Genomic DNA, 14140 nt, shown 5'->3' on the forward strand with positions numbered 1-14140 from the left:
CTTCCTGTGAGGATGTTTCTCCTGGATAGGTGTTTGCTCCGGTTCGTCCGGTCGGAAAACATTATTCCTACCTGCTTAGTTGGTTATGGAAGAATCTTACCAGCGAGCCCCACTTTCTGTCAATACTTAATTTCAAATAATTGATAAGTCCTATAAGAAAGCTTTATATGCTAGCAGAACGAACGACACAGTATAAAAACAGCGCTCATTCTGAATACGCTTTCAACCATACTGAGATAAAGCTTGATGCTGCTGCCAGCCTTAAACAAAAATAAAAGCTTTGGTCAACAAATTCCTCGAATAGGAATCCGTAAACCAAAGCTTTAATCGATTACTTTTGTCCGCGCTTGTTTTCACCGGTAACCATGACGACTTCAACGTATGGCCGTATACGGTCCATTATACGCTGTCCCTTATGCAGCTCATCGCCATCCTTGCTCGTGAAGCTAAAATGCCTCTCCAGCGCCTCCAGCTCGTAGTTGGAGGTGTAGAACGTTGGCTTGCGCTGCATCCGATAATTCAAGATCGCGCCAAGTACATGATCGCGAACCCATGGATTTAAATTTTCTGCACCCATATCATCAAAGATAAGGAGGTCGGTTTCCTTCATCATCTCGACCGTTTCCTTCAGCTTGCCAGGCTCATGCATAAGCGTCTTCAGATCTTCTACAAAGTCAGGCATGTAGACGATCACACCAGAATATCCAGCCTTCGCAAGCTCATGAAGCAAATAACACATTAAAAATGTTTTGCCTGTACCAAAGCGGCCTGCCAAATACAAGCCTTCCTCCTGCAAGCCATGCTCTTTCGTGCGATCGATATATTTCTGAACCTGCCCAACCGCCTTTGCACGCTCAAGATCTCTCGTAATAATCTCAGCTGACGAGTAACCGCGCTGCAGCGCCTTCTCGTCTATGTAGAAGCTTCTGATCCGGCTTCTAATCTGATCCTCATTCTGACGAGCGTTAAATTTCTTGCATGCTACCTTACGGTCATATAACTGCGTTAGACCATTCACCGTATCAGAACTAAGCAGCGTATAGTGGCCTTCAAAATCATTCGGGCAATTGTCTAAGCCCGGACAATTGGTACAGTTCCTGTATTCCGTCACATATTGATAAACCCGATTCAAATTAAGACGGATTGTCTGCTCATCCAAATCCGGATATTTAACGCGAAGCTTCTCAACAAGCGGTTCTGCAAGCAGCTCAGTCAGCTTATGCTCCGCCTTTTCCGTAAAGGCTTTGCCGGAAGGCCAAGCCTTCAGCAATTCGCCCATCGACTCCATCATCTGCTTACACCGCCTTTATCATTTACCGTCTAATTTCCGAGCCAGCTTCAACAGCTCTTCAAGCTCATCGGCCGAAACTGCCGAAGCCGATTGATCTTCCTGTACGATTGGAATAGAAGGCTTACGGGATGTGCCCCTGCTGCTGCCTCCGCTTCTGGAGCCGCCTTTCGAGCCGCTATAGCCTCCGCCAGCGTAACTGGTCGCAGCTTCCTTGCGGCGCTCCTTATCCTGCTCCACCTGCGCTTGCTCTCGCACATAAAGCACTGCTTTCTCGAATGTATCGATTTGTTTCACAAGCATATTCGATGCTACGGCGTCCAAAAATGTTTTTGTCACCCGCTGCGCATCGTTAGCTCCAATAACATAATGTATAAGTACGTTTATAACGGGGGCAGCTAATTTATAATTGAGGTCGATGCGTTCAAACACTCGTTCAATCCAATCCGGTACTGCTCCGGGGAAAAAGCGCTGAAGAAACCGTGTATGTGGTTCATTTCGCATCAGCATATTATACTGCTGAACATCACAGCGGCCGCTAAGCTGATTGGGAACTTGCAAATAATGCTGCTCTTGCACTTCGTATTCCTCGGTCAATTCATCAGGATCAACCGTCTCCTCGTCCGCAACAACTTGCGTGCGTGACAACGCTCGCTGCCGTTCGCCTTCCCGCTTCTTGTCCTGCCTATAAAATTGATTAGCCCGCAGTTGAAGCTCGTCAACATTAAGTGTGCCGCTCTCTCCAAAAATGCCATCCTCATCAAGCAAACGACATATATCCACTACAGCCAAATTATATTTGTAAGCTACATAGTTCACCTGCGAGAGTTGTTCTTCATCACTTCGCAGCCGCTCCACGAACCGCCGATTTGCGGAATTACGAGGAAAACGCAAAATAATTTCTCCATAAGGTATGCCTGCTGTTGCTTGTGCCGGCCTAGCGGCTGATTGCCGCGATGGCGCAACCTCTGTCAACGCTTGCTCAAGCTCATTGTCTACGGACTGCATATTAAGCTTAAACAGCTCATAGAAAGGCACTGATATATTTTCTTTCGTTAATTTCGCTCCTGCCAGCTCATCCGGTTCATTAGCGCCAAATGATTCTCGAAGCGAGATTACCGCATACTTGCCAACCTTATCGCGCAAGAGCATCGTTAAATGCATGTTGCGAAAAAATTCGACTGGCGACAACGGCTGCGACATCTCGTATTCATAAATAACATCTGCATTATCGGGAACGCCTAATCGTGACGTTTGCAGCAATCCAACAGCCTCCAGCTTCGAAGCCTGCTCGATAAGATGCTTGCGTCCGCGCTCGTTCATCTCCAGCCCTAAGCCAAGAAACAGCTTGCGCTGCGGCTCAATCGAAGAGTAGCCCGAGGTGCCTTCGGCAATGCCATGATACAGCTGCTGGTAAAATGCGACGGCAAATGCGCCAATCATCGGCTGATAGATTAGCGACAGCATTTTGTAGTCGAGGCTGCTTAGCGAAAAATCGCGAAAAATGTAATATCGGTGGTGTTCCGTGTACTGCAATATATTATTGATGCGCATAGCATCAGCTCCATCCTTCACTAACATTCTATCATTTTAACATAAAAACCGATGTTCAGGACGAGTCGGAAAATAGAAAAATCCCCCGAAGGAGGGATTTTTTTTTCAAATATAAGAAGGCATATCATTCGTTCCTTCTGCTTATCTTATATTTCTCCGTCAAAGCTGCTTCAGTATTCAGTGGACGCTGAAGGCGTTTTTGCTTGGCTTAAAACATTTTGTAGCCGCCCTTGCGCAGCGCCTGAATCGCCCATCCGCTTACGTATGCACCGATTAGCGCTCCGATTACCGGTATGTAATCAAAAACCGTGTAGTGAGCAAAGTTTTCAATCGTCGTTGACGCCGACTGATCCCAAGGAGCCCAAATGCCTAATACAATTAATGCGATAACAAATAAATATATCGGGAACCACGTTGTTTTCAACAACATATTCAAAATAAAGCCAATGCCGAACATCATAACTAAAAACAGCACGGTTGCAATAATTAATTGAAGCATCCAAACTTCCCCTTTCACACTCTCGTTTATTAGTTTAATTAATGGTTAGATGGAAGTCAATTATATGAGGACAAATGTCACAAGACCGCCATTTGCTCACTCCGCCCTCCTTACGATACAATGATTAGAGCATCATTATGGAGCTTGAAGGGAGCATTTATACGATGAGTGAAGCAGCACAAACATTAGAAGGCTGGTACGCGCTGCATGATTTCCGCAGTGTGGATTGGACCGCTTGGCGCTTAGCCGATGAAAGTGAACGAAGCCGCGCGCTGGACGAACTGCAAACGTTTTTGCAGCAATGGACCACAGTGGAGGAAAATAAAGAAGGCAGTACAGCCGTTTATTCCATCGTTGGTCAAAAAGCAGACTTCGTATTCATGCATTTGCGTGAAACACTAGAGGAGCTTAACGAACTTGAAACGGCGTTTAACAAAACAACGTTCGCAAGCTTTACATATCCGGTATTTTCATATGTCAGCATTGTAGAGCTGAGCAACTACATGGCACAACCGGGCTCTGATCCGATGCAAAACCCGGATATTATCGCTCGATTGAAGCCGACGCTGCCAAAAGCAAACCACATCTGCTTCTATCCGATGAACAAGCGCCGAGATGGACAAGACAACTGGTATATGCTCGCAATGGACGAGCGTAAAACGTTGATGCGCAGCCACGGGATGATCGGTCGTCAATACGCTGGCAAAGTTAAACAAATCATTACTGGCTCTGTCGGCTTCGACAACTGGGAATGGGGCGTTACACTGTTCGCCGACGATGCGTTGCAATTCAAGAAGCTGATTTATGAAATGCGCTTTGATGAAGTGAGCGCTCGTTACGCTGACTTCGGCGATTTTTATGTCGGCAATTTCTTGAACGTAGAAAAATTCCAAGCTTTGCTGAAAATATAATAGAAAGAAAGCCCAAGCCTTTTCTTCAAATGGCTTGGGCTTCTTTTTTTTTCGAGAGAATCAACTGAATGAAAAAGGCTTCCGCCTTGGAGCAGCTTCGTTGCTACTCCAATGAGCGAAAGCCTTTATTTTAATTATCGTCGTCGTCATCTTCGTCATTATTTTCAAGACCATGCCGCTTCGCTTCCAAATACTCTTGTGTAGCTCGGTCACGAGCGCGGCCTTTGTCCTTCAACCGCTCGATCGCTGGCTGAATAAGGAGGTCAACTTCCTTTTGCACCGTATAGGCCAAGTCGTATCGTGTTTGCGATTCTAAGAAGGAGCCGACTTCCATCAATGCATTGTAACGATCCAGCTCATCTCTGGTCAGCAATCCGCGGACTTGTACGCTGCAATGTCTCATTATAGAAACTTCCCTTTGCGAAGTACAAGCGAAATGCCGCCGATGATGAACAGATAACGAAGGTCGATCGCTTTTTTCAGCCAAGCGGCTACGCGGCCTTTATATTTTTTGCCAAAAGCTACTCCGATTGCTTCGCCTTTGCCAAGTGATGCTACCGTTCCTTTGTTGCTGAACGTGAAGCTCTTCGGCGGTTGATTGCGAATGGAAGCGACAAGGTTATGTGCGCATACGACACCTTGCTGCATTGCAATTTGAGCAGTCGGCGGATAAGGACGGCCTTCTGGATTAAACATCAGCGAGTTGTCGCCAACGATATAAATGTTCTCATTGCTCGGCGAGCGAAGGAATTCATCCACCTTCACGCGTCCGCGCATCGTTTCGAATCCAGCTTCCTCAATGAGGCGATTGCCGCGAATACCGCCAGTCCAGATCACGGTAGCCGACTTGATTTCTTCGCCTTCGCCAACGATAACACCCTCTGGCGAGCACTCCTTAATGGCTGTGCCAATACGGAACGTTACACCCTTCTTGGTCAACACATCCATCCCATACTCTACGAGTTCAGGATCAAAGCCTGGCAGCGCCGTTGGTGCTGCTTCGATGTTGTAGATTTTTACAAGCGCAGGATCTACGTCAAATTGCTTGCACAGCTCAGGAATACGGTCGGAGAGTTCTCCAACAAATTCGATTCCCGTAAAGCCTGCACCGCCAACAACAAACGTCAAATAATCCGTACGATGCGGTTCACGTTTGAAGCGCGCGAATTGGTACTCGATATGCTCGCGAATCAAACGAACAGAGTTGATGCTGCGAATATTCATTGCATGTTCGCCTAAGCCTGGAATTCCGAAAGTCTCAGGCTCGCCTCCAAGACCAATGACCAAATAATCATAAGACAAAGTACCGTCTTCAAGGATCACTTTTTTATCTTGCGGACGAATTTGAACGACCGTTGATTTCACGAAGTCGATTTTAAATTCATCGATCAATTTCGAAATGCTCACCCGTGCATTTTCCGGATTATCCGTGCCTGCCGCTGGCATATGAAGATGTGTTGTAATATAGTGGTAATCATGTTTATTAACTAACGTAACGTCAGCTTCATTGTAATTTAATTCTTTTTGCAGTCGAAGTGCGGTCAAAATGCCGCCGTACCCTGCGCCAAGAATAACGATTTTAGGTATGTTACTCATCGTTTAATCCCATCCATTCCTTATTTATCTTTGTATTTATACTTTGTGAAAAATTACACATGCTAAACCGAATATTTATAATGATGAGTTCAGTGTGTTCTAATTAAAGTGCTTTTATCAATGAGCCTATGGCATTAAACCGACAACTTTCGACGTTTTATGCAACCACTCCCATGCATAACATACATCAGAAATTCTACAGAGTTTTCGGGCAAAGTTCAAGGGCAAAATATACGAAATTGTTTAGAACTCTATACAAATTAAATATTTCCTTCTTATATCTGGAAAGTTTATAATTGAAGTCGTAAAGCTTATAACGTGGAGGTGGCTACAATGTCAAACCCTGAATCAGCAGTAGATCCCGTCGATATTTTAATCATCGGAGGCGGGCCTGCAGGAATGTTTGCTGCTTTCTATGGCGGTATGCGCCAAGCTTCAGTTAAACTCATCGAAAGCATGCCCCAGCTAGGCGGTCAGCTTGCAGCGCTTTATCCTGAAAAATACATTTATGATGTTGCTGGATTTCCTAAGGTAACGGCACAAGAACTAGTTGACCGTCTACGAGAGCAGCTTTCTCATTTTCAGCAGGAAATCTGCCTTGAGGAAAAGGTATTAAACGTAAACAAACTTGATGAACGTCTATTTGAAATTATAACAGACAAAACAAAACATTATGCTAAAGCGGTCATTATTACTGCCGGTGTTGGTGCATTTGAGCCGCGGAGGCTTGAATTGCCTGAGGCCGCTGGATTTGAGAAGAAAAACCTTCATTATTTTGTGGGTGATTTGCAACGTTTTCAGGGGAAAAAGGTGTTGATAAGCGGCGGCGGCGACTCAGCCGTTGACTGGTCGCTCATGCTGGAGCCCATCGCTGAGAGCGTTACGCTAATTCATCGTCGTGACAAATTCAGAGCGCATGAGCATAGCGTTGAGAATTTAATGAATTCGAAAGTTAACATCCTTACACCAAAAGAAATTACAGCGCTTCATGGTGAGGAGAGCATTACGAAAGTCACGTTATCCGACGTCAAAACATTAGAGACAATTGAACTTGAAGTCGATGCCGTCATCGTCAACTTTGGTTTTATTTCCTCACTCGGTCCGATTGCTGATTGGGGTATTCAAATTCAAGGCGGGTCGATTATCGTTGATACACGTATGGAAACTAATATTGCTGGAATCTTTGCAGCCGGCGATGTGACTACTTATCCCGGTAAGCTTAAGCTGATCGCTGTTGGTTTCGGAGAAGCCCCTACTGCTATTAACAACGCTAAGGTTTATGTTGATCCCGGAGCAAAGCTGTCCCCAGGACATAGCAGCAACATGAAGCTTTAGCGCATTTATATTGAACATAACGGTAAAAAAATAAACATAAGGGTATCCTAACCTTGGCTTAGCTCATTCATACACCTATTGCATTCATATGCACGGTGAGCCTAGGAGGATACCCTTATGTTTTGTCCTGTTTGTAATGGCTTTCAATATTTGCATGTTCGCTGCTCCTCTTGCGATAGCGCAGTTATCGATTGCGGTCGTGCATCTGATCTGACGAGTCCTTACGCTCCCTATGAACAGATCGAAGACGAGCCGCTCATAAATAGTGTGCATGTGCAAAACTCTTTATCTTGCAAGCATCTTGTATATTGTCAGGCCTGCAAGCTTACTGCCGAGGTTTGGGTGAAGGAAATGTAGTCGCTCTGCTATCTTGAAGAATCGCGACTTTTTATGCTGTAATTTTGATGTTTTCTGGTTTGAGTCGTCTGCGTGTCATTTCGATGGCTAACATTCGAATAAACTCGGGTTCCAATTCAAACTGCACAGCTGCATAATAAGTGTCTACTAACATTTCGTCAGACAGTAGCTCCATACTACACACCCTTTCTTCCATACTTTGTTTACTACTTTTTCATAGTAGCATGGCACTATTAGAAGGACAACAGCCCCGGTTATACACAAGATGTTGTGGATACGATGTGAATAGCATGTGTATATACGTCGAATTTTAAGCATTATCAAGGTGGATAATGTGGATAGAGTTATCCACAGGCCTTTTTTACATCCTCTCAATAAAAAACTTTAATCGCTTTATATGAATCTATTAATGGAATATATTGAAACCTCTCCCTATTTCCTACACTAGCCCATATACAATCACACAAGCAAAAACGACTTCGGCGTCCTCTGGATGCTGAAGCAGCTTTGACGGAGAAATATAAGCCCTTTATAAGCTAACAAACTTATAAATTCTTATATTTTAAAAAAAGCCCCAATGGGGCTCATATGAGAAATGATTCATTACCAATTCAATTCATATTGCTCATTTTCGATCCATGAGGAAGTCGTATAGTCTCTGCCGCGCACAATAATCTTATTTGCGTACACGTCAACCTGATAACCTTGGCTGCCCTCTTTGTACTCGTCCTCATTTGTCCATAAATAAGCGACCGATGCCGTATTAAATATGGTCGCCGTTTCACCTTTTCCTTCAAAGCAGGTATGTCCCGCTTCCAGCTCCCAATGGGTATGTCCGTTAAACATGATTGTCTGAGGATGCTTTTTCAGTATTGCTTTCAATTCTTTGTCCTGAGTCACACCATACCAGCCCTGCTCCTCGAGCGACCCGGCAACCGTATCCTTCAGCGGCTGATGCAGGAACAAAAATACCGGCTTTGATGCTGATGCCTGCTCACCAAGACGCTCATCAAGCCAGTCAAGCTGCTCTGTACTCAAATAGGCGAAATCCTTTAATCCTTGCTCCGAGCCAAGAAAAATAAAATGATAGCCCTCCAGCCATTTATCATAATATGGACCTTTCATGCCGGTGCTAGATTCATAGAGTTTAAGTTGACTGCTCCATTCACCTAAAAAAATATCATGATTGCCATACGTAAGCAGCATCTCTGGCAGTCCGGCTTTGTTTGCTTCCCAAATGCGGGTAAACTCCTCATATTCAGGTCGGAGTCCATGATCCGTCACGTCTCCAACATGCATTATGCCTATACTGTTAGAGGCATGTGCCGCAATATCAAGAAGCGCTTGCTCGAAATGCTTATTGTGAATATGATCCCGGTCATTCGTAACATGGGTGTCCGTAATGACTTGAAAACTAATAATTGGAGACAGCATTTTATTCCTCTCCCTTTCTGCTTGCATTTAATGGTTTTTTACACTCATATTCAAGCCCACTACTCCAACAACGATAACAGCGATCCAGAGCAATGAGGTAATAGGCAGCTTTTCATGAAAAATCGTAACGCTGACAATCGTAATGAGAATAATGCCAATACCTGACCAGATCGCATAGGCAACGCTCACATTCATATAAGATAGAGCGAAGTTTAGCATCGTGAAGCTGACACCATAAAATAAAAACATGAGTACAGATGGCCAAAATCGTGAAAAGCCCGCTGAATATTTCATAGAAACGGTTCCCGACAGTTCTAATACGATAGCGAGAAGAAGAAATGTCCATCCCCAGCCCATTTCACTCTTCATTCACTCGTCTCCTAATCGTTAGTTCGCTATACGAAGCAATAACTTCATCTGCATTAGGAAGCGCCTTGTGGACGCGAGATCCTTCGGCAACATCTGCGATACCAACTTTTACACAAGCTCCAGCCGCAAGTCCCATCCGCATATCTCCATTAGTATCGCCTATAATCGCAGCCTCCGAACAATCAATTCCAAGCTTCAGGCAGGCCAGCTCCATCATATCCGGAAACGGCTTGCCTCGCTGAGCCAAATCAGTGCCGATTACGACATCAAAATAATTGCGTATTCCAAGCCACTCCAAATGTTTATTTGCAGCCTCCGTTTCATCAGCAGTGACAACGCCAAGCCTAATGCCATGCTCTCTGCAGCTATCCAGAAAATTAATGCTTCCAGGCAGCGGGAGAGCTGGGCGCGAGAGCTCCAGCTCAATATCCGCTTGCTTCTTGCAATGCTGAACAAGCTCCATCGCTTCGGCCCACGATACGCCTTGGCTGTACAACTGCCAAGCAAGCACTGCATACAAGTCATTCATCGTGCCCATAGCAAGCGGGCCATTTCGATCATAATTGATGATCTTGTTGTCAGCATCATGTTTCGTGCCCCAAAGGCTAGGAATTTGATCATGCTGAAAAGGAATTCCTCGGTGCTCTAGCTGATTCTTTAGCTCAATGAATATGAACTCGCTCCAGCTGCCCCACATCCCGATGAAATCCAGCAGCGTTCCATCCTTGTCAAACAAGATGCCTGACACCTTGTATGCTCGATTATTTATCATTAAGTCAGGCATATTAACAATTCCTCCTATTTTAATCTGTCGAGCTCCTTCTGTGCTGCTTCCTTCGCTTCCTTGAGCGCTATCTCAGCAGAAACATTTCCGATTTGCACTTTATCAGCTGCAATCTTAAGCGCATCGTTTATTTTGCCGCCTGTCGGGTCCTGGAATGGCGCAGATGCATGAGCTGCCTGCATAAGCGGCACTTTAATTTGAGGGTTTTTCTCGCTGAATGCTTTGTATTCCTCGTCCTCAAGTGCGGATGAGCGAACTGCGATATAGCCCGTACCAATCGACCATGATGCGGTATTTTTCGTTTCAGAGAAGAACGTAAGCCATTTGTATGCCGCCTCTTTTTGTTCTTCACTTACGCCAGCTGGAATGCCTGCCATAATTGCACTTGCAACAGGTTTGCCTGTACCTATGCCGTCCCAGCCCGGTTGCTCCATTGCCCCAACGATATTGAAATCAAGATCACCTTGATCGCCGCTTGAGCCCGTATAGCCTGCAGCTTGTCCCTTCATAACATCGTCGATCGTTTTGTACCAATATTCCCATCCTTGGCCGCCGGAGTGGATCGTCATCACTTTATCTTCATGAATCCATTTGCGGAACATCTCCCATGTCTCTACCCATTCTGGAGAGTCAATCATCACGGTTTTGCCATCATCACTTAGAACGGTACCGCCTTTGCCTAATACTGCATCCATCATATTTTCCATGCCCCACATCGGCTCCCAGCCGTAGAAGCTTGTTTTTCCATTCGCTTTAACCGCCATCTTCGACGCCGAAGCAGCTAAGCTTTCCCATGTCTTAAAATCTTCTGTTGTAAGTCCGCTCTTCTCAAGTGCGTCCTTGCGATAATACATGACCTGCGTCGTGCCATACATCGGAAGGAAATATTGTTTGCCGTCCAGCTGTCCTTGTTCAAGAAATGTTTGTACAAAATCTACTTTATTGAAAGAAGAGTCAGCACCAATTAATTCGCTCATATCAGCGAATAATCCTTTTTTTGCCCAGTTCATATTAGAGGAAAGAACAGCAGCAGGCGCTTGCTTCGCTGCAATCGCAGCTTGGAGCTTCTGCTCGGTTTCGGAGTAATCCGCTTGAGCGATCCCTTTCACGATTACCTCCTGCTGCGAGTTGTTGAATAAGTCGATTTTTTCCTTCATCGTTTCGCCAAGCTTGCCGCCAAGCCCATACCAGAACTCAATCGTAACTGGCTCTTTAGGAGCAGGAGCTTCGCTTGCCTCATTGGTTGGATCTGCGTTAGCTCCATTATTCGTTTTCGTATTTCCTGCTGTTTGTCCACACGCTGCCAGTACCGCAAAACTGGTTACCATCATCAGAGCTAAACCTTGCTTCATTTTCAACATTGTAATTGATTCCTCCACTCGATTTGTATAAAACAATAAGCAATGCCTATTTTCTACCCTTTGTTCACGCCAACTGACATATTGAAGCTTTTCATAATCGTCTTCTGCGCAAAAAGAAACAGCACAAGCAGCGGGATAATCGTAAAGGAACTTGCCGCCATAATAAGCGGCCACTTCAAGCCATAGGCTCCTCCTTCCACAAAGAAGCTTCTAAGGCCTGCCGAGACAAGCTGCAGATTCGGATTTTTCGTGATCAGCATCGGCCAAAAATAGTTATTATAATGTTCAATGAACGTAATAAGAGCGAGCACAATGAAGGAGGAACGCGTCACCGGAATAAGAATCGACCATAATATCCGCATTGATGACGCACCATCGATTTGCCCTGCTTCTACCAGTTCATGCGACACCTGTAAAAAAGCTTGTCTGATTAAAAAAATGGAAAAGACGCTGACGCAGTTGGATAAAATGAGGCCAGCATAGGAATCGAGCAGGTGAAGCTTGGCCAAAATCATATAGCTCGGCAAGTAAACCGCTGTGCTAGGAATCATATAACCAAGCATTATGATTGCTGTGATGGCTTTCTTCAATCGAAATCGCATATGCGTCAAAGCATAAGCCATCATCGCAGAATTCAGTGCCTGCAGCAGAACAATGACTGAAGCTACGAGAATGCTATTCGTTAAATACCGCCAGAAAGGCGCTTCTAGCCAAGCCGCCAAAAAATTGCTCCACTGAGGAGAACTTGGCCAGAAGGTGGGCGGGAATTGCCATATTTCATCATTTGTTTTGAGCGCGCTTGTAATCATCCAATAGAATGGAAAGGCCATAACGGCACTGAAGAGCAGCAATAACAAATGCCTGATCGTACGTCGAAAAACATTTTGAGCTTGCATAACAATCTTTCTCCTCTCCATCGGTTGACGATTATGAGCTGTAATGAACGGTTTTACGGCTGATGGCAAAGGATACGATCGACAGCACCATACAGATAGCTACGAGCACAACCGCCACAGAGGAAGCTTCTCCGATATCAAACGACTCAAAAGCCGATTGATAATACATATATAGAAGCGTTCTTGTTGAGCCGGCCGGGCCACCCTGCGTTAACACGTTAATTTGGTCATAAGCTTGCAGCGCCGATATCGTTTGTACAATAAAAAGAAAAAAGGTCGTTGGCGATATTAGCGGAATCGTAATATATCTAAGCTTGCTCCAGCTTCCCGCCCCGTCCAGCTCTCCAGCCTGCAACAGCTCTCGCGGCAAATTTTGCAAGGCGACTAAGAAAAACACCATCGACCAGCCCATCAGCTTCCAGATGGTAACGATCAGCACCCCTGCAAGCGCCCATCTCGTATCTTGAAGCCAGCCAATTCCGTCAAAACCGAACCATCTCAGCACCGTATTGGCCATTCCTACCTTAGGTTCGAATATCCAAGACCATACAATAGATACAGCAACCGTTGGTGTAACCCAAGGAGAGAACAATAACGTCCGGTAAATAACCGAGCCCTTCATCTTCCGGTTTAGCAACAACGCAAGCGCAAGTCCAAAAGCCATCACCGGAAGCACACTTCCAAGGCAAAAGAGGAGTGTTACGCCAAGGGATTGATAGAATGCTGAATTATTGAACAAATAAATATAATTTTCAAAACCTACAAATGTTTTAACGGGACTCATAAAATCCCAATCCGTAAAGCTCAAATAAAAAATAGTTCCCAGCGGGATCAACCAAAATACAATCAATGGAATCATAGCCGGCAGCGTGAACAATAGAGCCTTCCATTCCTTAGCCATATCGCGTTTTATCATCTCCTGGTTATCGTTCAATTTTTTCTTAATGTTTGCTATAATTATCATTAATAACTCATTTTCACCTCTATTGTTCAAAAATTATTGTACACTCAGTTTAGAACAGCCACATTATCTGAACGTTAACGTCTGATAAAGATCTTGTAAAAGAGTTGTTTTCCTGAAAGATTCACTTTCAACTAATATTGTTGCTGTATAATGAATCATAAAATCTTAATCTTGTAGGTGATGTTGTGAAAAGAGCTTCCACCAGCGATCAGAATAGTTTGGCCACGACTCAGGAGCAAATAAGAGGGAAAATAATAGACGCTATTGCCCAGACGATGGATTTATATGGTGCTAATTATTCATTCGGACAGCTTTACGGCATCATGTTTTTTGAAGATAAACCGATGACACTTGAAGAAATGAAGCAGCAAATGAATATGAGCAAAAGCAATATGAGCTATGCCGTTCGATCCTTGATGGATTCAAAGATGATAATGAAATTGGATGAAAAACTGGAACGCAAAGATTTATATGTAGCGGAGACTGACTTTTTCCAAGCCTTCCAAAACTTCTTTGCTGCTAAGCTGCAGCGCGAGATCGATGTCATGCTCGGGGCAATAAATGAGGTTATACCTCCGTTATCTGAAATCATCTTAGATATTGATACGGAGGCTGAGGAGCGGCTCCTATGCCTAAAGGACTTGAACAAACTGCGCCATGGCATTGAGTATTACAGCTGGCTTCAGCAATTCGTCGACGGGCTTCGTAACGGAGAGTTTTTTCGTCAAAATGAGACCAAGGCCGATCTCTAGCCTATGAATCAAGCAAAAACGGCATCGGCGCCCTCTGGAT

The 14140-nt window shown here is 44.8% G+C and carries 16 protein-coding genes; 4 read left to right on the forward strand and 12 right to left on the reverse strand.

Annotated features, from left to right (window positions below; translation table 11 throughout):
- Positions 1–331: 331 nt before the first annotated feature.
- The 3 genes from dnaI to AB4Z45_RS05745 form a co-directional block, all read right to left on the reverse strand.
- Entirely contained in the window at positions 332–1288 is a 957-nt protein-coding gene (gene dnaI / locus AB4Z45_RS05735; RefSeq protein WP_076267750.1) for a primosomal protein DnaI, read from the reverse strand.
- A 21-nt stretch (positions 1289–1309) separates the two neighbouring features.
- Positions 1310–2842, reverse strand: a complete 1533-nt coding sequence (locus tag AB4Z45_RS05740; protein ID WP_441908283.1) for a helicase DnaB — start codon at positions 2840–2842, stop codon at positions 1310–1312.
- Between the two features lie 208 nt (positions 2843–3050).
- Complete coding sequence (locus tag AB4Z45_RS05745; protein ID WP_076267568.1) at positions 3051–3341, reverse strand: YuiB family protein; 291 nt, start codon at positions 3339–3341, stop codon at positions 3051–3053.
- 164 nt (positions 3342–3505) lie between these two features.
- On the opposite strand from AB4Z45_RS05745, the gene hemQ reads away from it, so the two are divergent.
- Positions 3506–4252 (forward strand): hydrogen peroxide-dependent heme synthase, encoded by a 747-nt coding sequence (gene hemQ / locus AB4Z45_RS05750; protein ID WP_441908284.1) that lies wholly within the window; start codon positions 3506–3508, stop codon positions 4250–4252.
- A gap of 130 nt (positions 4253–4382) precedes the next feature.
- On the opposite strand, the gene AB4Z45_RS05755 is transcribed toward hemQ, so the two are convergent.
- Both AB4Z45_RS05755 and AB4Z45_RS05760 read right to left on the reverse strand, forming a co-directional pair.
- Positions 4383–4655, reverse strand: coding sequence for a hypothetical protein (locus AB4Z45_RS05755; RefSeq protein WP_441908285.1), 273 nt, complete (start codon positions 4653–4655; stop codon positions 4383–4385).
- Positions 4655–5848: an NAD(P)/FAD-dependent oxidoreductase gene (locus AB4Z45_RS05760; protein WP_076267566.1), complete on the reverse strand. Its 1194-nt coding sequence runs from the start codon at positions 5846–5848 to the stop codon at positions 4655–4657. The genes AB4Z45_RS05755 and AB4Z45_RS05760 overlap by 1 nt, the downstream gene beginning before the upstream one ends.
- A 333-nt stretch (positions 5849–6181) precedes the next feature.
- On the opposite strand from AB4Z45_RS05760, the gene AB4Z45_RS05765 reads away from it, so the two are divergent.
- Entirely contained in the window at positions 6182–7183 is a 1002-nt protein-coding gene (locus AB4Z45_RS05765; protein ID WP_441908286.1) for an NAD(P)/FAD-dependent oxidoreductase, read from the forward strand.
- Positions 7184–7300: 117 nt separating this feature from the next.
- Complete coding sequence (locus tag AB4Z45_RS05770; RefSeq protein ID WP_441876756.1) at positions 7301–7540, forward strand: hypothetical protein; 240 nt, start codon at positions 7301–7303, stop codon at positions 7538–7540.
- Positions 7541–7571: 31 nt separating this feature from the next.
- Here AB4Z45_RS05770 and sda read toward each other — a convergent pair whose 3' ends face one another.
- The 7 genes from sda to AB4Z45_RS05805 form a co-directional block, all read right to left on the reverse strand.
- The gene (sda, locus tag AB4Z45_RS05775; RefSeq protein WP_076267563.1) at positions 7572–7715 is read right to left on the reverse strand and encodes a sporulation histidine kinase inhibitor Sda; all 144 of its coding nucleotides are present in this window, start codon (positions 7713–7715) and stop codon (positions 7572–7574) included.
- Between the two features lie 428 nt (positions 7716–8143).
- Positions 8144–8974 carry a metallophosphoesterase family protein gene (locus AB4Z45_RS05780; RefSeq protein WP_441908287.1) on the reverse strand — a complete coding sequence of 277 codons (831 nt, stop codon included), beginning with the start codon at positions 8972–8974 and terminating at the stop codon, positions 8144–8146.
- A 27-nt stretch (positions 8975–9001) separates the two neighbouring features.
- Positions 9002–9343 (reverse strand): DMT family transporter, encoded by a 342-nt coding sequence (locus AB4Z45_RS05785; protein WP_076267561.1) that lies wholly within the window; start codon positions 9341–9343, stop codon positions 9002–9004.
- On the reverse strand, positions 9333–10127 hold the full coding sequence (locus AB4Z45_RS05790) for an HAD family hydrolase (RefSeq protein WP_441908288.1): 795 nt from the start codon (positions 10125–10127) through the stop codon (positions 9333–9335). Before AB4Z45_RS05790 ends, AB4Z45_RS05785 begins: the two co-directional genes overlap by 11 nt.
- Positions 10128–10141: 14 nt before the next feature.
- Positions 10142–11488 (reverse strand): extracellular solute-binding protein, encoded by a 1347-nt coding sequence (locus AB4Z45_RS05795; RefSeq protein ID WP_441908289.1) that lies wholly within the window; start codon positions 11486–11488, stop codon positions 10142–10144.
- Positions 11489–11541: 53 nt separating this feature from the next.
- Positions 11542–12384 carry a carbohydrate ABC transporter permease gene (locus AB4Z45_RS05800; RefSeq protein ID WP_076267558.1) on the reverse strand — a complete coding sequence of 281 codons (843 nt, stop codon included), beginning with the start codon at positions 12382–12384 and terminating at the stop codon, positions 11542–11544.
- Positions 12385–12415: 31 nt separating this feature from the next.
- The gene (locus tag AB4Z45_RS05805) at positions 12416–13285 is read right to left on the reverse strand and encodes a carbohydrate ABC transporter permease (protein WP_441876741.1); all 870 of its coding nucleotides are present in this window, start codon (positions 13283–13285) and stop codon (positions 12416–12418) included.
- Between the two features lie 248 nt (positions 13286–13533).
- Between AB4Z45_RS05805 and AB4Z45_RS05810 the strand changes: the two genes are divergently transcribed.
- Complete coding sequence (locus tag AB4Z45_RS05810; RefSeq protein WP_441908290.1) at positions 13534–14100, forward strand: GbsR/MarR family transcriptional regulator; 567 nt, start codon at positions 13534–13536, stop codon at positions 14098–14100.
- Positions 14101–14140: the final 40 nt, after the last annotated feature.

It is taken from the genome of Paenibacillus sp. MCAF9 (assembly GCF_052114265.1).
Lineage (GTDB): Bacteria > Bacillota > Bacilli > Paenibacillales > Paenibacillaceae > Pristimantibacillus.